The sequence below is a fragment of the Dysgonomonas sp. GY75 genome (assembly GCF_015234155.1).
GTDB lineage: Bacteria > Bacteroidota > Bacteroidia > Bacteroidales > Dysgonomonadaceae > Dysgonomonas > Dysgonomonas gadei.
In genome coordinates this window covers 358,090-380,945 of the sequence record NZ_JADCLQ010000012.1, presented here as the reverse complement: position 1 = coordinate 380,945, position 22,856 = coordinate 358,090, and the positions used below count along the sequence as shown (strand labels likewise).

The 22,856-nt window shown below is 39.2% G+C and carries 21 protein-coding genes; 13 read left to right on the top strand and 8 right to left on the bottom strand.

The window, feature by feature from the left end:
- Positions 1-31: 31 nt before the first annotated feature.
- Positions 32-1,039 (bottom strand): hypothetical protein, encoded by a 1,008-nt coding sequence (locus IR083_RS06975; protein WP_242052378.1) that lies wholly within the window; start codon positions 1,037-1,039, stop codon positions 32-34.
- Complete coding sequence (purD, locus tag IR083_RS06970; RefSeq protein WP_006798688.1) at positions 1,040-2,311, bottom strand: phosphoribosylamine--glycine ligase; 1,272 nt, start codon at positions 2,309-2,311, stop codon at positions 1,040-1,042.
- Positions 2,312-2,447: 136 nt separating this feature from the next.
- Between purD and IR083_RS06965 the strand changes: the two genes are divergently transcribed.
- From IR083_RS06965 to IR083_RS06945, 5 genes are all read left to right on the top strand, one after another.
- Entirely contained in the window at positions 2,448-3,212 is a 765-nt protein-coding gene (locus IR083_RS06965) for a ThiF family adenylyltransferase (RefSeq protein WP_194223717.1), read from the top strand.
- Positions 3,213-3,364: 152 nt separating this feature from the next.
- Positions 3,365-3,820, top strand: a complete 456-nt coding sequence (locus IR083_RS06960) for a hypothetical protein (RefSeq protein WP_006798690.1) — start codon at positions 3,365-3,367, stop codon at positions 3,818-3,820.
- 700 nt (positions 3,821-4,520) lie between these two features.
- Positions 4,521-6,524 (top strand): OPT family oligopeptide transporter, encoded by a 2,004-nt coding sequence (locus tag IR083_RS06955; protein ID WP_006798691.1) that lies wholly within the window; start codon positions 4,521-4,523, stop codon positions 6,522-6,524.
- Positions 6,525-6,825: 301 nt separating this feature from the next.
- A complete protein-coding gene (locus IR083_RS06950) occupies positions 6,826-8,790 on the top strand; it encodes a carbohydrate-binding domain-containing protein (protein WP_194223716.1) in 1,965 nt (654 codons plus the stop codon).
- Between the two features lie 213 nt (positions 8,791-9,003).
- Positions 9,004-9,828 (top strand): hypothetical protein, encoded by an 825-nt coding sequence (locus IR083_RS06945; protein WP_194223715.1) that lies wholly within the window; start codon positions 9,004-9,006, stop codon positions 9,826-9,828.
- Between the two features lie 5 nt (positions 9,829-9,833).
- On the opposite strand, the gene IR083_RS06940 is transcribed toward IR083_RS06945, so the two are convergent.
- The 6 genes from IR083_RS06940 to IR083_RS06915 form a co-directional block, all read right to left on the bottom strand.
- Positions 9,834-11,138: an NAD(P)-dependent oxidoreductase gene (locus IR083_RS06940; protein WP_194223714.1), complete on the bottom strand. Its 1,305-nt coding sequence runs from the start codon at positions 11,136-11,138 to the stop codon at positions 9,834-9,836.
- Between the two features lie 487 nt (positions 11,139-11,625).
- On the bottom strand, positions 11,626-12,189 hold the full coding sequence (locus tag IR083_RS06935) for an NUDIX hydrolase (RefSeq protein WP_194223713.1): 564 nt from the start codon (positions 12,187-12,189) through the stop codon (positions 11,626-11,628).
- A gap of 14 nt (positions 12,190-12,203) precedes the next feature.
- Entirely contained in the window at positions 12,204-12,539 is a 336-nt protein-coding gene (locus IR083_RS06930; RefSeq protein ID WP_006798674.1) for a cupin domain-containing protein, read from the bottom strand.
- An 18-nt stretch (positions 12,540-12,557) separates the two neighbouring features.
- Complete coding sequence (locus tag IR083_RS06925) at positions 12,558-13,376, bottom strand: peptidylprolyl isomerase (protein ID WP_006798673.1); 819 nt, start codon at positions 13,374-13,376, stop codon at positions 12,558-12,560.
- A 37-nt stretch (positions 13,377-13,413) separates the two neighbouring features.
- On the bottom strand, positions 13,414-14,118 hold the full coding sequence (locus tag IR083_RS06920; protein WP_006798672.1) for a hypothetical protein: 705 nt from the start codon (positions 14,116-14,118) through the stop codon (positions 13,414-13,416).
- A 595-nt stretch (positions 14,119-14,713) separates the two neighbouring features.
- Positions 14,714-14,863 carry a hypothetical protein gene (locus tag IR083_RS06915; RefSeq protein WP_157256592.1) on the bottom strand — a complete coding sequence of 50 codons (150 nt, stop codon included), beginning with the start codon at positions 14,861-14,863 and terminating at the stop codon, positions 14,714-14,716.
- A gap of 702 nt (positions 14,864-15,565) precedes the next feature.
- Here IR083_RS06915 and pyrH point away from each other — a divergent pair.
- The 8 genes from pyrH (at position 15,566) to gmd (ending at position 22,839) form a co-directional block, all read left to right on the top strand.
- Positions 15,566-16,276 carry a UMP kinase gene (pyrH, locus tag IR083_RS06910; RefSeq protein ID WP_006798671.1) on the top strand — a complete coding sequence of 237 codons (711 nt, stop codon included), beginning with the start codon at positions 15,566-15,568 and terminating at the stop codon, positions 16,274-16,276.
- Between the two features lie 93 nt (positions 16,277-16,369).
- Positions 16,370-16,933, top strand: coding sequence for a ribosome recycling factor (gene frr / locus IR083_RS06905; RefSeq protein ID WP_006798670.1), 564 nt, complete (start codon positions 16,370-16,372; stop codon positions 16,931-16,933).
- A 104-nt stretch (positions 16,934-17,037) separates the two neighbouring features.
- Complete coding sequence (gene rsgA / locus IR083_RS06900; protein ID WP_194223712.1) at positions 17,038-17,964, top strand: ribosome small subunit-dependent GTPase A; 927 nt, start codon at positions 17,038-17,040, stop codon at positions 17,962-17,964.
- A 70-nt stretch (positions 17,965-18,034) separates the two neighbouring features.
- Positions 18,035-18,400, top strand: a complete 366-nt coding sequence (locus IR083_RS06895) for a DUF2809 domain-containing protein (RefSeq protein WP_006798668.1) — start codon at positions 18,035-18,037, stop codon at positions 18,398-18,400.
- A gap of 7 nt (positions 18,401-18,407) precedes the next feature.
- A complete protein-coding gene (locus IR083_RS06890; RefSeq protein ID WP_006798667.1) occupies positions 18,408-18,800 on the top strand; it encodes a hypothetical protein in 393 nt (130 codons plus the stop codon).
- Between the two features lie 69 nt (positions 18,801-18,869).
- Positions 18,870-20,303 (top strand): cardiolipin synthase, encoded by a 1,434-nt coding sequence (cls, locus tag IR083_RS06885; protein WP_006798666.1) that lies wholly within the window; start codon positions 18,870-18,872, stop codon positions 20,301-20,303.
- A 21-nt stretch (positions 20,304-20,324) separates the two neighbouring features.
- Positions 20,325-21,521, top strand: coding sequence for a peroxiredoxin family protein (locus IR083_RS06880; RefSeq protein WP_194223711.1), 1,197 nt, complete (start codon positions 20,325-20,327; stop codon positions 21,519-21,521).
- A gap of 163 nt (positions 21,522-21,684) precedes the next feature.
- On the top strand, positions 21,685-22,839 hold the full coding sequence (gene gmd, locus IR083_RS06875; RefSeq protein ID WP_006798664.1) for a GDP-mannose 4,6-dehydratase: 1,155 nt from the start codon (positions 21,685-21,687) through the stop codon (positions 22,837-22,839).
- The last annotated feature ends 17 nt before the right edge of the window (positions 22,840-22,856 follow it).

Sequence of the window (22,856 nt, the reverse complement as noted above, 5' to 3'; positions counted from 1 at the left end):
AGAAACGTGTAAAATGTTACAAATGTTTTATTTATAAGGATAAAAAAGGTAAAAAACAGACAAGAATATAAAAAAGCATCGAAACATAAAAGAGAATAACACTCCCTCTTTTTTCGGCCAAAGCAAAAAAATGCGATAATAAAAAGGCGCCGGCAACCAAAGCTATAAATAAATATACAATAAAGTCAATGCTTAAAAAAAGGTAGGCCAATATACAGAAAACCACTGTAAAAGTGAGCAGTCTCAGATAAGCCCGTGTTTTTATCTTATCCTTATGGCGATTGATATAATTATCGCTCACAATCACAGCTAATAGAATGAGTGAAAATCCAAGAATGATCCAGTTTCCTGCATTTAATTGATAGAATGAGAAATCTGCCAGTTGCTGCACATTCACAGATACGAAAGGGATAAGGAATGTATCCAGGCTGTCGGTCAGAAAATAATAGGAAAATGCCGGAAAGTATAATATAGATACACCCAAAAAGGATGCCAAGAGTGATTTGAAATTAAAGCATCGCATCATACCCAAAACAATCCACAGTACAGGTAAGTATATCAGTAGTGCAGGTGTAAACAGGCTACCCAGAGCCAGGATAAAACTTACTTTAAAAGCGTATATCTGCTTGCTTGTATTGTTATATGCCCCAAATAACATATATATTATAACAAGAAAAAGCATCGCGCTTATACACTCGGCAGACATTAGCATAAACCGGGGATGGCAACTGAATAATAATATAACAACGGCCGGCAATAATACGGTTTTCCTACGGATAAATACATGTGTTGTATTTATATGTGTAGCCAGAGTAGCCATGCCTGCAATAAACAGGCTGCTGCATATCAAAGAAACCAGATGGTTAGTAAAAATAGTTGATAAAGGTCTCCACAGATAACCGTTTGCCGGGCTACTGTGTTCAAAATCAAAATATAGAAAATAGACAAGACGAATGATAATAGCAAACACAATGGAAAAAACAAGCATTCCATTCCCATCTGCAACATTTTTCTTATATGATTTGGGTACTGCTGCCATTTATTTCAGGTCAAAACCGATATCTTTTCTATAATATTTCTTGTCGAAAATTACTTTTTCCGCATTCTTGTATGACTTAGCTAATGCCTCGTCTTTCGTGTCCCCATACGAACTGATGGCAATAACGCGTCCGCCACTGGTCAGCACTTTATCCCCTGTTGATTTTGTCCCTGCATGAAAGAGAATACTATCCGAAACAGAGTCTAACCCTGTCATTTCCTTGTTCTTTTCATAATCCCCGGGATAACCTCCGGAAACAAGCATGACTGTGACAGCATAACGATTGTCTATCTCCATTTTTTTTTCTCCGAGTGTGTTTTTAGCCACACCTTCCAATAATGATACAAAATCCGATTTGATGCGTAACATCACCGCTTCAGTTTCAGGATCTCCCATCCGTACATTGTATTCTATTACCACCGGCTCGCCCTTTACTTCTATCAATCCAAGGAAAATAAAGCCTTTGTAGACAATATTATCTTTCTTCAATCCCTCAACTGTAGGGATGACAATGCGTTCCTCCACCTTCTTCATAAACACATCATCGGCAAAAGAAACAGGAGAAACTGCACCCATACCGCCTGTATTCAATCCTGTATCGCCCTCGCCTATACGTTTATAATCTTTGGCTACAGGAAGTATTTTGTATGAATCACCATCTGTAAGAACAAAAACCGAACACTCTATACCCGAGAGGAATTCTTCAATGACAACCGTTTTACTGGCCTCACCGAACATACCTCCAAGCATCTCTTTAAGCTCCCTTTTGGCTTCGTTCAGATCATTGAGAATAAGTACACCTTTTCCGGCTGCCAGCCCGTCAGCTTTCAGTACATAAGGAGCTTCCAGTTCTTCCAGAAAAGAATAAGCATCCTCAAGCTGCTCCAATGTAAAACTCCGGTAGCGGGCGGTAGGGATATTATGCCGCATCATAAACTGCTTTCCGAAATCCTTGCTGCCTTCCAGTTTAGCGCCTTCTTCCGAAGGTCCGATCACCGGGATATGATTAATTTCGGCATCGCTTACAAAATAATCATAAATACCGCGTACCAACGGTTCTTCCGGTCCTACCACAACCATATCGATATTATTTTCCAACACAAACTGTTTTATTGCAGGAAAATCGGTAATAGACATTTCCACATTTTTTGCAATCAGATGTGTGCCTGCGTTACCGGGCGCTACATACAGATTGTCGACTTTTGTACTTTGTACTATTTTCCATGCAAGTGCATTTTCGCGTCCTCCGCTCCCTAACAATAAAATGTTCATAGTTGTTATTAATAAAGTGGTATCTCAAAACTTTGGATTGCAAAGATACATGATTATTTTCTTAACAGAATAATCAGAAATAATTATTGTAAATTTGCCCGCCGAAAAATTAAGAAAAAACAAGTAACTTAGATATATGCAAGAGGAAAAAGGAATATTTAAAAGAGCTGAATTGCTGCTCGGGAACACATTAATGAACCGAATTGCCGATACCCGGATTATATTATTCGGAATAGGCGGAGTCGGTAGCTGGTGTGCGGAGAGTCTTGTTCGCACCGGTGTAAAGCACCTTACAATAGTGGATTCGGATTTTGTTTGTGAAACGAATATCAACCGCCAGCTAATGGCCACAACCAAAACCGTAGGACTAAGAAAAGTAGATGTACTGAAAGCCCGCCTGCTAGATATAAATCCGGATGCTGAAATTACAACAATCGCGGGAGTATACAGCGAAGAAACTTCGGCATCTTTCGACCTTGAAAGCTATGATTACATTATCGACGCCATAGACAGCCTCAAACACAAAGTGAACTTAATACTGACCGCCACCCGTACCAAAGCTAAAGTCTTTTCGTCGATGGGAGCGGCTTTGAAAATGGACCCTTCCCGCATAAAAACCGCTGAATTCTGGAAAGTAAAGGGCTGCCCATTGGCTGCCGCCATCCGCCGGAAGATGAAACAAGAAGGAAAGCCTTCTAAAAAAGTGATGTGTGTATACAGCGATGAAGTCCTCGAGAACAAGGGTCTGAAATATGAAAACGACGAGTCGAAAAGTTCTCAGTTACTTAAACAGGATAACCCTAGTGTGAAAGCGCAAACAAATGGTACATTGGTACATATAACAGCTATATTCGGGTTTACGCTGGCCGGATTGATAATAAAAGATATTTGCAAAGATTAAGTGCCTGTTTTAATTTTAGCGGAAAATATTATAATAAGTTCTGATAAATAAACCTTAGTAACTTTTTATACTATAAAATTTAAACAGACTCTAAAGCTGTCTTCAGTTTTATTTTGCACTTTTGTATTAACAAATTAAACAACATAGAGATTATGAACGAGCTGAATATCAACTACGAAGGAATATCGTCAACCAGAAAGGTCGCGAATATAGTTACAGGTATATATCTGGCTGCCTTTACGCTGTATTTTACAGTTACGGAAGGAATTGCCAGCAGGTTCGGATTTTTTTTCTTCTGCGCTATTATCGGGTTTATTCTTGCGGCTATATTGATTTTAAGTAATACCCTATGGCTACAGGGTTCAATTCTAAAGATTGATACCGGTTCGGTTACATCCGCTTTACCCAAACAAAGTAAAGTGACAATTGACTGGACCAGTGTAAGCCGTGTAAATATCGGTATAAGCTATATCGTTTTCCTGATAAACGGGGAGAAAAAACAAAGACGGCTCGACCTTGTAACCCTCCGATATGAGGATGTACTGGCCACTAAAGCTAAAATAGTGGAAATATGCGAATACAAAAATATCCCGTATCAGAACGATTAACTGAAAAAACTTTATCTATGTATATAGCTTTTAGCCTTTAGCTATCAGCAGATAGTTCTTTGAAAAAATAATTAGCAGATTTGAAACATCGTTCAACGGAACGAAGTGTAGTTAAAATTAGCATATTAGCAAATGAGTGATAAGTGTTACCTTTGTTACCTTTTAACAAGTGATAAGTGTTACCTTTGTTACCTTTTAACAAGTAATAAGTTTTAAGTAATGAGTACAAAGTTGAAAGAACTGTATTTATGTTTACCCTAAAGTCTCTTGTGCGATAGCCTAAGCTAATGGCTAATAGCTATCAGCTAAAAGCTGAAATATGTGTAACCTTTGTTACCTTTTTGGTGAAACTGTAGGGGCGAAACATTTTTTGCCCGCGATAACTAACGGGCGAAAGATGTTTCGCCCCTACAAAAACGATAAAAATAGCTGTTACTTTTGTTACCTTTTGAAAAAGTTACAAGTAGACAAGATATGAGTAAATAAGATACAAGATGTTAACTGCTAACTGATGACTGTTAACTGATATATCTGTTACCTTTGTTACTTTTTAACAGTTACGGGTTGTTTATTGCTAGTTGTTTACTGAAAGATATCCGCTCCCGCTTTTTTCTTTCCGGGAAAAAAATGTAGTTTTGTATTGTCCAAAATTTAAGACGCTCTGTCTTGAATCTTTTGTAACCGATAAAACAGCTAACGCGTGAAAACAGAACATGAAGAGAAGGTGACCGGGCTACCTGAAAATGCCTTCCGTGAACTGAAGTCCGGTGAAGAATACAAGCCGGTAATGTCTCCCGACAAACAGTATAAAGAAGTAACTCCATGGTCGGTACTGTGGGGGCTGGTAATGGCTGTACTCTTTAGTGCCGCCGCAGCTTACCTCGGTCTGAAGGTGGGGCAGGTCTTTGAAGCAGCCATCCCGATAGCCATTATTGCTGTGGGGTTATCGACAGCTACCAAGAGAAAGAATGCTCTGGGTGAAAATATAATTATCCAATCCATTGGAGCCAGCAGCGGGGTTATTGTGGCAGGTGCGATATTTACGCTTCCGGCTTTATACATCCTGCAATCCAAATATCCCGAAATTAGTGTTGACTTTTTTCAGGTATTCTTAAGTTCCTTGCTGGGTGGTATATTGGGTATTCTCTTCCTTATCCCGTTCCGTAAATATTTTGTATCCGATATGCATGGAAAATATCCTTTCCCCGAAGCTACAGCAACTACACAGGTGCTTGTATCGGGTGAAAAAGGCGGGAGTCAGGCTAAGCCGCTTATATTCGCCGGAATCATCGGTGGTGTTTACGATTTTGTTATTGCCACATTCGGCGCATGGTCAGAAACATTCACTACGCGCGTTTTGCCTTTTGGTGAAGAAATTGCAGATAAAGCCAAAGTGGTCTTCAAAGTAAATATAGGTGCGGCCGTTCTAGGGCTGGGTTATATAATAGGATTAAAATATGCTGCGATAATCTGTGCCGGTTCCGCATTGGTATGGTTCGTTATCGTTCCGCTTCTTCCTTTTCTGGGAGATACTATGCTGGCAACTTTAAATCCTACTTTTGCAGGAGTCATTTCTAGTATGACGCCGGAAGCAATATTCACTACTTTTGCCCGCCATATCGGTATCGGAGGTATTGCAATGGCCGGAGTTATCGGTATTATAAAATCGTGGGGAATTATAAAAAGCGCAGTCGGTCTCGCTTCAAAAGAACTTAAAGGAGGAGCATCCGAGACTAAACAGATAGACAAACGCACACAACGCGACCTGCCGATGAAGATTATCTCTATCGGTATCATTGTTGCACTGATTGTGACATTCCTGTTCTTCTACTTCGGAGTGATACATAACTTATTGTATGCAATAGTGGGTATTCTTGTTGTGGCCATTATAGCTTTCTTGTTTACTACGGTTGCTGCTAATGCAATTGCGATTGTAGGTACAAATCCGGTTTCGGGCATGACGCTGATGACTCTGATCTTAGCCTCAGTGGTTATGGTAGCCGTAGGATTGAAAGGGACATCGGGTATGGTTGCCGCCCTTATTATAGGGGGTGTGGTTTGTACGGCGTTGTCGATGGCGGGAGGTTTCATTACCGACCTTAAAATAGGTTACTGGCTGGGATCAACACCCGCGAAGCAACAGTCTTGGAAGTTTTTAGGCACACTGGTTTCCGCAGCAACAGTAGGCGGTGTAATACTGATATTGAATAAAACATACGGATTTACAGGAGCCAATGCTCTGGTAGCACCACAGGCCAACGCCATGGCAGCGGTTATAGAGCCGCTGATGATGGGAGCCGGGGCACCGTGGGTATTATACGCCGTAGGAGCTCTGATCGCCATTTTACTCACTTTATTACGCGTGCCTGCTCTGGCATTTGCTTTAGGGATGTTTATTCCGATGGAACTGAACGCACCTTTGTTAATTGGTGGTGCTGTTAGTTGGTACGTTGGCAGTCGCAGTAAGGATGAAGCCCTGAATGCCGCACGGCTGGAGAAAGGTACATTATTAGCCTCCGGATTTATAGCGGGAGGTGCATTGATGGGTGTAGTTAGCGCTGCTATGCGTTTTGGAGGTATAAACCTTGTGAATGAAGAATGGTTGGCTAACAGTGGTTCCGAATTACTGGCTCTGGCTATGTATCTGGTCATAATTGGTTATCTGGGTTATTCTTCGTTGAAAGCAAAGAAAGAAATGTTGTAATACTCTGTATTCTTAAATATAAGGAAAAGGATGGGGCGATTGTTCCATCCTTTCTTTTGTTAAAAAAAGTCCGTATTTTTTTCTGGAAACTTTATCTATGTTATAGATTACCTTATAAAGGTTTTTTGACTTTCTGGAAAAATTTATTTGTTTCTGATTGCAATTAAATGAATTTTGGTAAAAAATATCAGACAAACTAAACTATTCGTCGATAAAACTATCCCATTTGTCGAACATTCTTGTCGTATTCTTTGAATGGTAGTAATATTGAAAGCTCAAATTCACAAAAACTTATTAAAGTATGAGAATCCATAAATTCGTTTTTAGTTTATTCTGTAGTATATGTCTATTTATCGTTTCATCCTGTAGTGATAGTACAGACGACATTATTACTGATGAAGATGGAGTTGACGATGATACTGAAGTTGTTATTGATGACGATTTTGAGACCAACTCCCGGGACTCTGTGTTTTCAAATGCAGTTACCATTACCTTTTCTGATAATGCAGCAATAATTACGAACCCGTATGAAAATGACGGAGTGAATATTACCCAAAGTGATGGCAATGTAGTTGTTACCTCTACAAATCTGGTGACAGAAATTAATTATGTCTTGTCAGGAAGCATACAAAACGGTTCATTTAAGATTTACAGCGATTATAAATTCGGACTTATGATGAACGGGGTGGATATTACCAGTAGCGATGGCCCTGCCCTCAATGTTCAATCCGGGAAAAAAGTAACTGTAACTCTCGTAAACGGAACAAACAGCAGACTTATCGACAGTAATACCTATACGGCATATGCTGATGAAGATATGAAAGCTGCATTCTTTAGTGAAGGGCAGTTGAACTTCGAAGGAGAAGGAAGCCTGCTTGTGTATGGAAGATATAAACATGCTATTTGCAGTGATGATTATATAAGAGTGAAAACGGGAAATATCACAGTAGCCACAGCCGTCAGCGATGGTATCCACGCCAAAGATTATTTCCGTATGGATGGTGGAACCCTGAATATTAAAGCTTCGAGCGATGGCATAGATTGCGATAAGGGATATATCCGGATAGATGCCGGAAATATAACAATAAACAGTAGTGATGATGGTATAGTAGCTTCATATGAAGACACCGATACAACTATCGATCCATATATAACTGTAGGTGATGCCACCATAAATATTACTACCACAGGCCAAAAGGCTCAGGGTATAAAAAGCGACTTAGGTTCTTTGTCCGTTACTGCCGGAACAATCAACATAACGACTAAAGGGACAGCTGCCAAGGCCTTCAAGACAGGGGGTGATATGAATATAAGCGGAGGTAATATTACATTGGTTACAACCGGAGATGCTTTTTATGATACGGATGATAAAGATATATCATCTGCAGCAGGTATAAAATGTGACGGCAATCTGACCATTGATAAAGGAACAATCACTATAGAAAGTTCCGGCGCAGGAGGAAAAGGCATCAGTGTAGATGGTGAACTTGTCATTAATGGAGGAACTATAAAAGTCACAACAACAGGGGGGCAGTTTAAATACGGTTCGGATGATACTGCCGCCAAAGCTATAAAAAGTGATGGAAACCTGACTGTCAATAGCGGAAATATCACGATCAAGACCTCCGGCGTGGAAGCTGAAGGACTGGAAAGTAAAAAGACCCTGACCATCAATGACGGCACAATAGAGATAGAGGCATATGATGACTGTATCAATGCATCCAATCACATAGGGATCAATGGTGGAAATATATACTGCTATAGTGAAAGTAATGACGGAATCGACTCTAACGGCACATTGACGGTTACAGGCGGGGTTGTTGTTTCGTCGGGTACAAAATCTCCTGAAGAGGGTTTCGACTGCGATAACAACACGTTCAAGATTACAGGCGGAATACTTGTAGGCACCGGCGGAGCAACCAGCAACCCAACAGCGAGTGTCAGTACCCAACGGTCGGTTGTTTATGGAACTACGGGCACAGCCAACCAGATTATACATATAGAATCTGCGGATGGGAAGAGTGTACTAACTTATAAAATACCACGTACATATTCACCGCTGACGCTATTGTTCAGCAGTCCCGATCTGGCAGCAAATACGAGTTACACTATATATACAGGCGGAAGTGTTTCGGGCGGAAGCGATTTCCACGGACTGTATTCAGGAACGACATATACAAAAGGTACGGCAGCTACGACTTTTACAACAAGTTCTATGCTGACAACTATCGGAACATCTTCAGGAGGGCCGGGAGGACGGCCCTGATTAATACGTTTTTTAGGTTAATTGTAGAGAGCTATTCCGGGATGGAATGGCTCTTTATCTTTTTCAGATAACTTTATCTATATATAAAAACAGGACTATAGACTGATTTCCGGGGAGAATTATTATTGAGTTTAATCTAAAATGATAATTTGTATATATCGGATTTTAATAATATACTTGTATAAGAATAAACCGTTTATAAAATTTAGCTGTATGAAACAAGCTATTTGTTTTATCTTGATTTTATTGACTGCCACATCCTGCAGTTCTACTTACTTCTTTTCTACGCTAAATACAAGTAACGAGTTCGTAGAGAAAGTAGATAATGGCGACTTCCTTCTTGAAACCGATAGTTTATGGATCGCATATTGTTTCAAAGGAGAAAGCGCTCCCATACAGATTACGGTTTTCAATAAATTGTCTGTTCCACTATATGTAGATTGGCAACGCTCTGCACTTATACTGGATGGTACAGCATATTCTTATGCGAAAGACAGACTTAATTTCTCTGGAAGCGCTCAAGTATTTGTGGATAATTATAACCTTTCGCCAGATAAAACATACAGTTTTGCAGACGGAAGTTTTGCCGGAGATATAGAATCGCCTCAGAATATCAGTTTCATACCACCAAATACCATGATTAGCTATATTCCGTTAAGGCTGAATATGAATTTCGATAAATTGGATAAGAAGCTTTATCGAGATTCTTATCTGGGAGATAAAGACAGTAATGCTATAAAAGTAAAAAGAATAGATTATTCCGAATCCGACAGCCCCTTACATTTCGAAAGTTACCTGACTGTTTATGCCCGGCCGGAACATCCTATGGCATTCCACCAAAGCTTCTATATGTCGAATTTAATTAAAACCCAGTCCATAAAACCATCCAACCTTCCGGGAGATATGGCAGAGAGAGGAGATTTCTTTTATATAGAAAAACCCGCTAACAATACTTTCTGGGAGATACTGTTGGGCACAACACTCATTGTTGGAGCAGTCGCAATTGATGTTGCTGTTGACGCAAATACCAGATATTAAGAAAATCATCCTTCCAACAGCTTAACAGCATCAATGTACCGGGCTATTCCCCGTGCCACTTGCTTAGCTTCGCGCATCGCCAAAACAACAGTTTGTGGTGTATGCACCACATCTCCTCCGGCGAAAACTCCTTTGCGGGTAGTCATACCATAAGGATGTTCTTTAGTTATTACATAGCCGCTATCATTCACTTCAATACCCAGGGATGTAGAAACTATACGGTTGGCGGGCTTTGAGCCTATAGCAATGAAAACACGTTCCATCGGCATTATCTTTTCCCCTTCTGGAGTTTCAACACGGATAGCTTTCAATGTATTGTTCTCACCAATACATTCTACAGTTCTGCTCTCCCAAAGGAAATTCACTCCTTCCTCCACCGCTTCGTTATATTCGGTCTTTAGCGCAGGCAATTCATCTTCTGTCTTGCGATAAATGATGTTTACCGAATTCGCCCCCATCCTCAAGGCTGTGCGGGCAGCATCCATCGCTACATTTCCGGCACCGATAATTGCCACATTTTCGCCTTCTACCAATGGCACGGCATTCCGACTTATGTCTCCGTTGTTATAGAGGTTGACCATCCGTAGAAAATAAGATGATTGTAACACCTTATATAGATTGATGCCTGGAATATTTAATCTGTTTGGGACGGAGGTTCCTGAGCCTATAAATACAGCATCGAATTCATGAGATAACATCTCGTCTACGGTCATCTTTTCACCAACCAGAAAGTCATTGATAAAGGTGACCCCTAAGGCTTCTATTTTATTTATCTCCCTGCGGACAATATCTTTAGGGAGCCGATACTCCGGTATGCCATACATCAATACTCCTCCGGGTTCTTTTTGCCCTTCAAATACAACTACATTAAATCCTTCCCGGGCCAGGTCTCCGGCAACAGTCAGTCCTGCCGGTCCGGAACTTATCACTGCCACTTTCCCTCTTGTCTTTGGTTTCAAGCGCTCTTTTATGAGGTTCATATCACTGTCGAAGTCCGCGATAAAGCGTTCCAATCTGCCTACCCTTACCGGATTGTCTTTTTTATTAAGGATGCAATGACCTTCGCATTGTTTTTCATGAGGACATACTCTTCCACATATAGCCGGAAGATTGCTCTTCTCATTTATTATTTGCATTGCCGCACCAATATTTCCCATTGACAACTGATTTACAAAACCAGGAATGTTATGCTCTATAGGGCAACCTTGTATACATAGCGGGTTTTTACAGTTAAGGCATCGCTTGGCCTCATCAATAGCTTCTTTAGTGGTGTAACTTACATTTATTTCAGCAAATTTATTACTTCTCATTTTTATCAGGGTATTTATTTGTCTAATTATGCAATCTTGAGATTACAAATATATGTACATTTATGATATATTAAGATTACAAAATAAACTTTTTTTGAAAAAATAGTGAAAATAAAGGAGAATTACAGAAATAGAATTTTACTAATTAAAAATAAAATCCGGATTCAGTCATCCCTTGATTCTTTCTATATAGATAATCCTTTGAGAAGAAAATAATAAATCAGAGTGTAAAGTTTATAAAATAATGATTTGAAGGCTTAAAACCGAACAGTTCAATCAAAGGTCATGTCAGAAGAAAGTTAAATAAAGTTAATAAATAAAAGAAAGGCACTGAAACATGTTTTACAACATAAAAATCAATTATCTTTGTACTGTGTTTTTCATGGTATTAGATTTAAGGTTAACAATGAAGATTGGTTGTCGGGATGACAACCTTTTCTTATTTTATAGAAGTGCCTTTTGTGAACCTAATTTAGAATAGATTCTCTCAAATCAAATGATTATCAGCTATATATTTCCATAATGGAGCAGCCTGGACAGCCTGTTTGATACCATCTTTTTTCAATAATATCACAAGCTCGTCTGCTGATAATAAATGTACCGATATATCTTCGGTAGCTTCCAGATTCTGTTCCGCTATCTTTTCTACATCAGTAGCCAGAAAACAATGAGTCATATTGGTATGTGTTCCAGGATTGACCGATATTTCCATATATTTTGTCCAGTTACCGTTCCCGTATCCCGTTTCTTCGAGCAACTCACGTTGTGCAGAAATCTCAAATGAAGGGTCATACTTTTCAGCTACACCTGCGCATAATTCTATCGATGTGTATCCGAGCCCGTGCCTGTACTGGCTAACAAGAATAAATTTCTTGTCTTTTGTGATAGCTATAACATTTACCCAGTCAGGATAATCGAGCAGGTAGTAATCAGGGATTTCATTCCCGTTCGGTAGTTGTATATGCTCACGCCGGACAGTAAGCCAGGGTTGCTGAAAGAGATATTCGCTTTTTAATACTTTCCAGGCTTTGTCATCAGTTTTATTGTTCATTATTGTAGTTTGTCTTATATAAAATCTTTCCTCATAGGAGAAAATGCGTCTATAACTGCACCTTTTTCCAGACAGATAAGTCCGTGCACAGCACCGGAAGGCACGTAAAAGCCATCGCCTTGCGCAAGTTCCTGCGTTTTCCCATCTATAGTAACTTCAAATCTGCCGCTCTCTATGTACGACGATTGCACATGCGGATGGCTGTGCATATCGCCAATACTTCCTTTTTCGAAAGATACTTTTACCAGCATCAGTTCATCATTATATCCCAGTATCTGCCTGGTAACACCATCTCCGACAGTTTCGGTTATTATATCTTTTTGAAGAATGAATTCTTTACTTTTTTTCATATTTAAGTAATTCCAAACTTATTTTTCCAGTACTATAATATTCATAAGGATGCCTTTCAGAGGCTTATCCTTCTCATTCGTTTTCACGTTCTGTATTTTGTCTACAACATCCATGCCTTCTATTACTTCTCCAAAGACTGTGTATTCATTATCCAGATGCGGCGCACCTCCTCTGGTCTTATAATATTCGCGTTGTTCGTCACTGTATGTTATTTCCGGCTTTTGTGTATTTGCCTGCTCTTCGGCATCCGACAGCATCTTATTTTTCAATTCTGTTATGGCTGAGCGATCACCGGTTTTATACAAAGCTTTGATTGTATCCATATTCGCTGATTGCAAGCGGTTATAGATACTTTGTTTCAAACGTTCGAAACGTGTTTTTTCCAGTTCGTTCAATTTATTATCGAAAGCCAACTCGCCGGTAACGATATAAAACTGCGAAGCATCAGAAGCCTTTGTCGGATTCTCAGCGTCACCCCAGCGGGCTGCGCCCAGTGCTCCCCGTTTATGATAATGCAGCGGGAATTTTATTTCGGAAGGAATGGTATCTCCCATCGTTTTATCTTCGGGGATGGAATCTCCATCAGCTATATTGCGGGTTTTGGGATCACCGCCCTGAATCATAAAATCCTTTATTACCCGGTGAAACGTCAGGTCTTTATAAAAACCTTTTTCAGCCAATCTGAGAAAATTGTCTCTATGGATAGGCGTTTCGTTATACAGTTTGATTTTTATATTGCCATAGCTGGTCTGTAATAGCACGACAGGTTCTTTGGGTTTGTTACTGCACATAGTTATTGTTAATAGGATTATAGGTATAAACCAAAGTTTTTTCATATCGGTTTCTTTAAATCAGGTACAAATGTACTCATTCTTAAAACAAGTCATAATAATATGTACTCATCCTTTCCATGGATTTTGTCATATCAAAGCCTGCCACTTCCGCTTTCTTTTTCATGTCCACTTCATTGTCGAATACTTCTGCCTGTTTTGTCGCAAAATGGAATATGACATATTTTATTTCGGCCTTGGAATACAATACAGTCTTTGCCAGCAGCATATTTTTATCGAAAGCAAAAAATGTGATGTTGGAGAGTGCATTTTTAGCTTTGTTTTTCTCCTTGACTATATTTTTTATGCCGCTTTCATCATCCAGAGAACCATATTCCATATCGTCTATGGCGTTTATAGAATAAGGATATATCAGCGGAACGCGGTAGCTGTCCCTGAATCCGGCATAGGTGAAATACGTTTCAGGAATGATGGAGTCGGTCGGCTGCATTGCTTTCAGGCTGTTCATATAAGGTGAATCGTCATAATACATAGTATATGCATCGGTGATAGATTCTACAGCCTGTTCTTTTATTTCGGGTACTTTTTCAATAACGGTATTTACTCCTTTATATACCAGATAGATCCCACAAAAGATGGCAAGTATAAAGAAAAGAATTGCCAACAGGCAACCCGTGTCACGGCTCTTTTTGTTACTCCATTTCACAATAGCCCAGAATATCGCCACTATCATAAACAATCCTGACAAAAGAGTTACTACCAGAAGAATCAAACCTTTTATAACCATAATTCATAATTTTTTATTTCTATTCCGGATATTCTTAGAAACAAAAATAGCTAAATATTATCATATGAGTATCTTTTGAACAAGGCAAACGGCTTTTCAGTTATCAGTAAAAATATTCTTTCACAAAGGTGCAAAGCCTAATCCATCACCATATTTATGTTTATTAACCATATTTGGTTAAAACCTGACACATCTGACAGAATTTTCACTGTTTTATCTTGTCATTTTTGTATACGTTAACCATGTTTAGTTAAAAGGTAACAACGGTAACACGGAAAGCAATTAATAATTAAGAATGAACAATTAATAATTAGCTTGTTATGCTGAGCAGAGCAAAGCATCTCGTATCTTTCTCCGAAAAGGTAACAAAAGTAACAGTTTTTACAGTCAACAGTTAGCAGTCATCAGTTAACAGAAATATAGTTCTTCAACTTATTGCTTAAAACTCATTACTCATTACTTGTTAAAAGGTAACAAAGGTTACACCTTTTCATTCATTTACTAATGCGAATCAGTAGTTGAGATTTAATATTCAATTCCATTAGTCGTTTTTCGTGACTCGGCATAAGCAAAATAAATTTAGCTTCTGCTCTCGCTACTTAAAACGTTCTATTTTTTCTAACGCGCCATCCGGCTTGTTTTTCATTTTGCCTTGATGCAAAACGAAACAAAAAATCAAGGCTGCATCCCTTTGGCGACCCAAAACCGCAGCTCCGGTGGGGCAAAATAATACGGAATCATCCATAGCCGGATTATCAGTCGTGTATAGCAGCTACCCTATTTTGCCCTACACCTCCGCTTTACGGATTGGGTACCCCGCCTGCGGAATGAGGCCAGAACCGCAATGCGGCGACATAGAGTTTCTTCTTGCTTTATCCCCACGTGCGTCAGCCCTTGCGCATTAGTGACGCAGGCGGGGTACCCAATCCGTTGCAGACGGCGTAGAATCAAACGGGGCGGTAGCCCGTGTGTTTGATTCAGACGGCAAAACGGTTTTGGGTCGCCGAGGAACGAAGCGCTAGCTTTTTGCTTACTTTTGGGCAATGCCAAAATGAACGTTTGAGCGCAACGAAGTGGAGCTGAAAATAATAGAACAATTCTATACTACAATAGTTACTTTAACTACTGATTGGCATTAACTAATATGCTAATATGCTAATTTACTAATCATTTTTTCAAAGAACTCTTTTTCTTGTAAACTAGTATACTTCAAAATACATAGATAAACTTCTCCCAAAAAGATAAAACCCATGTGTAGCTTGTCCTGATGTTTTGAAAGAATAAAAAAACGAATACTTTCTTTTGTTTTTCATCCAATAATTTTATTTTTAAGGAAAACAAGGAAACTCGCAAGACAGAATTATCTTTGTCTTTTGTGAATTGTTATTCAAGCTCGTTTTCATAATTTAGTAAATTGTGCTAGATTTGCATGTATAAAAAATGAAATATGGCAAAATACGGAAGAATACTCCTGAAGTTAAGCGGTGAATCCCTAATGGGTGACCAGCAATATGGTATAGATGTTAACCGGTTGAACTCTTATGCCGAGCAGATAAAATCTGTCGCTGATATGGGCATCCAAATCAGCATTGTTATAGGAGGAGGAAATATTTTTCGCGGATTGAGTGGGGCCTCGAAAGGTTACGACAGAGTGAAAGGCGACCAGATGGGTATGTTGGCGACAGTTATCAATAGTCTGGCTTTAAGCTCGGCATTGGTTGCTATCGGTCAAAAAGCCAGAGTTCTGACCGCTATCAGGATGGAGCCTATCGGTGAGATCTACAGCAAATGGAAAGCAATAGAGTCTATGGAAAACGGCGAAGTTGTTATTCTTTCATGCGGCACAGGAAATCCATTCTTTACTACAGATACAGGCTCGTCGCTGCGGGGAATAGAAATAGAAGCTGACGTTATGCTTAAAGGAACACGTGTAGACGGCGTATATACGGCAGACCCGGAGAAAGACCCGACTGCGACTAAATTTGAACGTATATCGTATGACGAAGTTTACACTCGCGGGCTGAAAGTTATGGATATGACAGCTACCGTGATGTGTAAAGAAAATAATTTGCCTATTGTTGTCTTCGATATGGATACTCCGGGTAATCTGGAACGGCTGATGAAAGGCGAGAATATAGGTACTTATGTGCATGCGTAGATACTTAGTATCTCTGATCTCCCTAAAAAGATGACTATAAATTACAATCTTATTTTGCAAATCTTGAAATTATTAAATCTTGAAATATAAATTATGGCAGCAGACCTAAAACAAATCGGACAAAAAGCAGAAGAGAAAATGCAGGCTTCTGTAGAGTTTCTTGATGAAACTCTATCCCGTATACGTGCGGGAAAAGCAAATCCCCATATTCTGGATGGGATAAAACTTGAATATTATGGTTCACTTACCCCACTTAGCGGCGTAGCAGCTATTAATACACCGGATGCGCGAACTATTGTCATTCAACCATGGGAAAAACAAATGCTGAAAGAGGTGGAGAAAGCTATTCTTAACTCCGACGTGGGTATTACTCCTGATAACAACGGGGAGATTATCCGCCTGTCTATTCCTCCTTTGACAGAAGAGCGACGCAAGCAACTGGTAAAACAAGCCAAGCAAGAAGCTGAAGACGCAAAAGTAAGTATCCGCAATGCGCGCCGTGATGCTATCGATTCAATCAAGAAGTCGGTAAAAGACGGGGTTGCAGAAGATATGGCTAAGGATGCGGAAAATGACATGCAGAAACTCCACGATAAATACATTAAGAAAATCGACGATGTATTTGCTTTGAAAGAAAAAGAAATATTGACAGTGTAAAATAATAAGCAAATTCGGAGATTAGCAGATTCGGAAATGAGCAAATCGAGTTTAAAATTTACTAATTTGCTAATCTCCGAATCTGCTTATTTGCTAATTGATATATGAATGGTCTTGTAATAAAAAATACGGGTAGTTGGTATCTGGTACGTACAGATGACGGTAAAAATATCGAATGTAAGGTAAAAGGAAACTTTCGCCTGAAGGGTATACGCAGTACCAATCCTATCGCAGTAGGGGACAGGGTCAGCATTGTTGAAAACAATGAGGGTACCGCTCTGATAACCGAAATAGAAGATCGGAAGAATTATATTATCCGCCGTTCTTCCAATTTATCAAAGCAATCCCATATCCTGGCAGCGAACATAGACCTGTGCTTTCTTATCGTTACAATCAATCATCCGGTGACATCCACAGTCTTTATCGACCGTTTTTTGGCATCGGCAGAAGCCTACCGGGTTCCCGTGAATCTTATATTTAACAAAACGGATGTCTATACAGAGGAAGAGACAGAGTATATGGATGCCCTGATTGATTTATACAATCATATAGGTTATCCGGGTCTCAAAATATCAGCTTTAGAAAAAGACGGAATAGAAGCCCTGCAAGAAAAGATAAAAGGGAAGATAACTTTGTTTTCCGGACATTCAGGTGTCGGGAAGTCTACTCTGATTAATACCCTTATCCCCAATACAGGCCTGAAGACCGGAGCGATATCCGGATATCATGGCAAAGGGATGCATACAACCACCTTTTCCGAAATGATAGAACTATCTCAGGGCGGTTTTATAATAGATACTCCCGGTATTAAAGGTTTTGGCACGGTGTATATGGAGAAGGACGAGATTTTTCATTTCTTCCCCGATATTTTCAAGTTCTCGAAAGACTGCCGTTTTCACAACTGTATTCATATCAATGAACCGGACTGTGCGGTGAGGGCTGCTGTCGAAAAGCATTATATAAGTGAAAGTCGTTATAAGTCGTATCTGAATATGATGGAAGAGGAGGCTGACGAGAAATACAGGAAATAGCCTGATGCATTAAATAATGGAGCATTAAAAATTTGTCATATTTGCATTCCATCAAAATAACCTGACACATATGAAATGGAGATTCGACCTAAAGTCTTTTATCATTTTTCTTATTATATTTGTAATAGAGGTACTTATCGCAAAATTTGTAGATGACAGCTTCATTCGTCCATATGGGGGAGATATTCTGGTTGTTATTCTTATGTATTATTTTGTAAAGACCTTTGTTGAAACGAAAGCTGTTTATATAATTACAGGTGTCGTTTTATTTGCTTACCTTGTAGAAATAGGGCAATACTTCCATTTGGTAGAAGTGCTGGGTATGCAGGATAATAAAATAATGCGTGTAGTTATCGGTTCCTCATTCAGTTGGATGGATATACTCTGTTATACGATTGGAGGAGTCATTTGTTATTTGATAGACAGAGAAAAATGATCAGGTTATGCTACAACAACGGAGGAAAGATTTTTTAATGCGGCTTCTCGAAGAATTCATGAAGAAGTTGCAGCAACTTACAGACAACAGGGAGAAGCTGAGCGATTCGGAGCAGAAAGGTATATTGAACGAATGCTTTACTTTCTTTTCCACCAATTTTCGTACATCAATTACTGACGACTCAGATATATTGATAGAAAAGATAAATGACAGAGATTTGCTGGAACAGTATCCGAAACTCTTGATGATGCAATATGATTTGTCGGAGGAGAGGAATAAGGCAGACCTGCAAAAAGCTCTTGTTCTTATCGAGTATTTGCAAAATACAGATGTCTCCTACTCTTGGGATAGGGTCGTTCTGCGTGAAGATATTCTTCATCGCCTCGACAATAACGATTAAATTTAAAAGGTTAATGCCTAGAACTCATATTTTATTATAACTTTGGTGCTATAAGCTATTTGTGAGCCAATGGAATCGATGGAAGCTGCAGATAATTTAATTCTTATTTTCCAAATTCTGTATGTAGTTACAGCATTAGGTACGATGATAGTTGTCATCTCGGAAAACAGGAATCCCTTGAAAACTATTTCATGGGTGCTTATCTTGTTGCTACTGCCTTTGGTCGGACTCATTATCTATTATTTTTTTGGAGAGGATAGTCGCAAACAGCGCCTTATCTCCCATAAGATGTACAAGAAGCTTAACCGCCGTTCTATAGGCCGCAAAGAATTACTCGAGACATTGAATCCGCCCGCCGAACAAAAAGGATTGGTAAATCTTCTGAACAGATTAAAGGGCGCACCCTTATACGGGGGGAGTAATGTTATTTTTTATTCGAGTGGTATAGCAAAATTTGATGCCCTTTTCGAAGAACTTGAAAAAGCACGGAAGCACATCCACATACAGTATTATATTTTCCTTGACGATGAGATAGGCCGGAAAACCCGTGATATTCTTGTGCGTAAAGCAGCAGAAGGTGTAGAGGTGCGTCTTATATATGACGATGTGGGATCATGGAAAGCTAAACGTCGCTTTTTTAAGGAAATGCAGGTGCAGGGCATTGAAGTCCAGCCGTTCCTTAAAGTCGCATTTAAGTTTTTAACCAGCCGGGTTAACTATCGTAATCACAGAAAAATTGTAGTTATAGACGGTAAAGTAGGATTTGTTGGAGGGATGAATATTGCCGACAGATATATTAACGGGGTGAGCTTCGGGACTTGGCGCGACAGTCATATTAAGATAGAAGGTAAGGCTGTAGCCGGATTACAGACATCTTTTCTGATAGACTGGTACTCTTCCCGTAAAGAATTTCTGGCTTCCGATACATATTACCCTGTTTTGGAAAGTAAGGGCGATAATCTGATACAACTTGTTACCAGTGGGCCCGTAGGCCCGTTTAAAGATATTCATCTCGGCATTTTACAGGCAATATCGAATGCAAAGGAATGCATTTATATTCAAACTCCTTATTTTGTACCCACCGACGCATTATTGCTCGCTCTTCAGATGGCATCGATGCGAGGAGTAGATGTAAGGCTAATGCTTCCGCGGCATTCAGATACTACATTTGTGCATATCGCATCTATGTCATACCTGAAGGATGTACTGGATGCAAAAGTAAGTGTGTTTTTCTATGAAGCCGGATTCCTGCATTCAAAGTTGATGGTTATTGATAATTCTCTGACGATAACCGGTTCGGCAAATATGGATGTGCGGAGTTTTGAGCATAATTTTGAAATAGACGCATTTATATATAATGAAAATACTTGTGATGCGGCAAAGGATATATTTTTCAGAGATATGGAGCAATCCTCTCTGTTATCGGCCGAAGAGTGGGATAAGAGGTCGAGATTTGAGAAATTTAAAGAATCGGTTATGCGGTTGTTCTCCCCGTTGTTATAACTCAAGCCTTATAAAAATAGAATGAATAAGAAACTATCGATATTGTGTTTAGGTTATCTGATTAGTTTTGCGGTGAGCGCTCAGAAAATAAATATATCGCTACCCGAACAGTCAAATAAGGAATATGCATTTATCCTGAGTAAAGGTATAAAGCAGGATACTATTCAAAGAGGGACACTTTCGTTTGCCGGTGATGTGATAATTAACATACCTGAAGAAGAAAAATATTATGTGGGCATGGGATCGCTTCAGATAAAAGATGCTATGCCATTAAATATAATTGTTAATAATGAAGATTTTAGCGTAGAGCAAGCCTCCGATCGGAAATATATATTCAAAAATTCCCCGGAAAATGAATATTTATATTCTGTGATACAAGAAGGGGCCCGGCCGGTTCAGGATACAACGCTCTATGCTTCATCTTTTATCGGATTGGTTCGTTATATGCAGCAATTGAACAGGCTGATTACTCAGGGCGGAAGCCTTATGGATAAAGCTAATGCCCGCTTGTATGCGTTAAATCAGCTCGATGTGGATAAGCTCTACTCCAGCGGTATATGGTATAATATTATAGACGGATTGACCCGTTTGACAGCCGATCAGCAGTTGATGGCCGAAGATATGGTACGTCTGATGAAACGTATAAAATCACAAGAGGCTTTTGAGCATCTCGCTGATAATTTAATTCTTATTGCCGAACAATACGGATGGGATGATGCTTTTGATATTATAGTACCTTATATAGAAGAATCGGGGAGAATAGCTGTTCCGCAAGGTCGGATATTTGATGCATTTGCATTAGCTAAAGTTCGCAAAGGAACACCCGCTCCGGTTTTGGAGGGTTTGTCGCCGTCGTTAACAGAAGCCGGATATAACCGTACACTATTAGTTTTCTATCAGCCCGATTGTGAGAATTGTCATACTCAAATAGAACGATTGATAAGTGATTATCCAAGACTAAAGGAACAAAATATCCGTATAGTGTCCATATCCTCGGATACAAATAAGGATCTGTTTGCCGAAGATGTAAAGCATTTTCCATGGCCTGATTCTGACAAGCTCTGTGATTATAAGGGCTTTGCCGGTGTTAACTTTGTCGGATATGGAATAATGAGCACTCCTACATTCTTTTTATTAGATGAGAAAGGAGTGGTAATAAAACGCTATGCTTTAGTCGCAGGGATTGATTTCAATACCAGCCTGAAAGAAGAAAAATGAAGTTTTTTCACCAAAATAAAGATATTTTTATTTGTATTAGTTAAAAAAACTATATCTTTGTGGCTTGTATGTTCTGTTTGGATAACTGGACTTAGATTTATAGAGTTAAAGAAATAATTATTGAAATAGTAAATCTTAATAAGTTATTTATTAAGTAATTTATATGAGCAAAAAAGTTGCACTCATCACAGGCGTTACAGGACAGGATGGAGCATATCTATCTGAATATTTGATAAAAAAGGGTTATACAGTCCATGGTATTAAAAGAAGATCATCTTTGTTTAATACAGATCGTATAGACCATTTGTATCAAGATCCGCATGATGAGAACCGAAATATGATACTTCATTACGGAGATATGACGGATAGTATGAATCTTACTCGTATTATCGGTGATGTTCAGCCTGATGAGATCTATAATCTTGCAGCGATGAGTCATGTAAAGGTTAGTTTCGATACTCCTGAATATACAGCTAATGCCGATGGGATAGGTCCACTCAGGATTTTAGAAGCGGTTCGTTTATTAGACCTGACAGAAAAAACCAGGATATATCAGGCATCAACATCCGAATTGTATGGATTGGTGCAGGAGATACCGCAGAAAGAAACAACGCCGTTTTACCCTAGAAGTCCTTATGCAGTTGCAAAATTGTATGCGTATTGGATTACTGTAAACTATAGGGAGGCATATGGTATGCATGCCAGCAATGGCATTCTGTTCAACCATGAATCTCCATTGAGAGGTGAAACTTTTGTAACAAGAAAGGTTACCCGTGCTGTTTCCCGTATAGCTCTCGGGCTTCAGAAGAAAGTATACATGGGGAATTTATCTAGCAAAAGAGACTGGGGGCATGCTAAGGACTATATAAAAGCGATGTATCTCATTCTTCAGCAAGATACTCCCGATGATTATGTAATTTCCACAGGAGTAACTACAACAATCCGGGACTTTATAAAAATGTCATTTATGGAGTTGGGTGTTGAAGTGGAATTTAAGGGAGAAAATGAAAAAGAAGAAGGTTATATCGTTAGTATAAATGACGATGTTTTCTCAAAAGTAGTTGGTGAAGAATATTTATCTTCCTTTAAGAAAAGAGTAGGAGAAGTTGTAGTCGGTGTTGATCCGGCCTATTTTCGTCCCACAGAAGTTGAAATATTGATTGGAGATAATACTAAAGCCAGAACTAAGCTAGGATGGGAACCAACCTATGATCTTAAGGCTCTTTGCCAGGATATGGTAGTTCATGATATTGAGCTGATGAAAAAAGAGGAGTTCTTGAAAAATGGTGGATATCGGATTTTGAATTACTTTGAGTAAGGAGGAACGGTAGATAA

Coding starts and splice junctions, on each gene's coding strand:
- IR083_RS06975 (WP_242052378.1), bottom strand. CDS start 1,039: ATGGCAGCAGTACCCAAATCATATAAGAAAAATGTTGCAGATGGGAAT.
- purD (WP_006798688.1), bottom strand. CDS start 2,311: ATGAACATTTTATTGTTAGGGAGCGGAGGACGCGAAAATGCACTTGCA.
- IR083_RS06965 (WP_194223717.1), top strand. CDS start 2,448: ATGCAAGAGGAAAAAGGAATATTTAAAAGAGCTGAATTGCTGCTCGGG.
- IR083_RS06960 (WP_006798690.1), top strand. CDS start 3,365: ATGAACGAGCTGAATATCAACTACGAAGGAATATCGTCAACCAGAAAG.
- IR083_RS06950 (WP_194223716.1), top strand. CDS start 6,826: ATGAGAATCCATAAATTCGTTTTTAGTTTATTCTGTAGTATATGTCTA.
- IR083_RS06945 (WP_194223715.1), top strand. CDS start 9,004: ATGAAACAAGCTATTTGTTTTATCTTGATTTTATTGACTGCCACATCC.
- IR083_RS06940 (WP_194223714.1), bottom strand. CDS start 11,138: ATGAGAAGTAATAAATTTGCTGAAATAAATGTAAGTTACACCACTAAA.
- IR083_RS06935 (WP_194223713.1), bottom strand. CDS start 12,189: ATGAACAATAAAACTGATGACAAAGCCTGGAAAGTATTAAAAAGCGAA.
- IR083_RS06930 (WP_006798674.1), bottom strand. CDS start 12,539: ATGAAAAAAAGTAAAGAATTCATTCTTCAAAAAGATATAATAACCGAA.
- IR083_RS06925 (WP_006798673.1), bottom strand. CDS start 13,376: ATGAAAAAACTTTGGTTTATACCTATAATCCTATTAACAATAACTATG.
- IR083_RS06920 (WP_006798672.1), bottom strand. CDS start 14,118: ATGGTTATAAAAGGTTTGATTCTTCTGGTAGTAACTCTTTTGTCAGGA.
- IR083_RS06915 (WP_157256592.1), bottom strand. CDS start 14,863: ATGGATGATTCCGTATTATTTTGCCCCACCGGAGCTGCGGTTTTGGGT.
- pyrH (WP_006798671.1), top strand. CDS start 15,566: ATGGCAAAATACGGAAGAATACTCCTGAAGTTAAGCGGTGAATCCCTA.
- frr (WP_006798670.1), top strand. CDS start 16,370: ATGGCAGCAGACCTAAAACAAATCGGACAAAAAGCAGAAGAGAAAATG.
- rsgA (WP_194223712.1), top strand. CDS start 17,038: ATGAATGGTCTTGTAATAAAAAATACGGGTAGTTGGTATCTGGTACGT.
- IR083_RS06895 (WP_006798668.1), top strand. CDS start 18,035: ATGAAATGGAGATTCGACCTAAAGTCTTTTATCATTTTTCTTATTATA.
- IR083_RS06890 (WP_006798667.1), top strand. CDS start 18,408: ATGCTACAACAACGGAGGAAAGATTTTTTAATGCGGCTTCTCGAAGAA.
- cls (WP_006798666.1), top strand. CDS start 18,870: ATGGAATCGATGGAAGCTGCAGATAATTTAATTCTTATTTTCCAAATT.
- IR083_RS06880 (WP_194223711.1), top strand. CDS start 20,325: ATGAATAAGAAACTATCGATATTGTGTTTAGGTTATCTGATTAGTTTT.
- gmd (WP_006798664.1), top strand. CDS start 21,685: ATGAGCAAAAAAGTTGCACTCATCACAGGCGTTACAGGACAGGATGGA.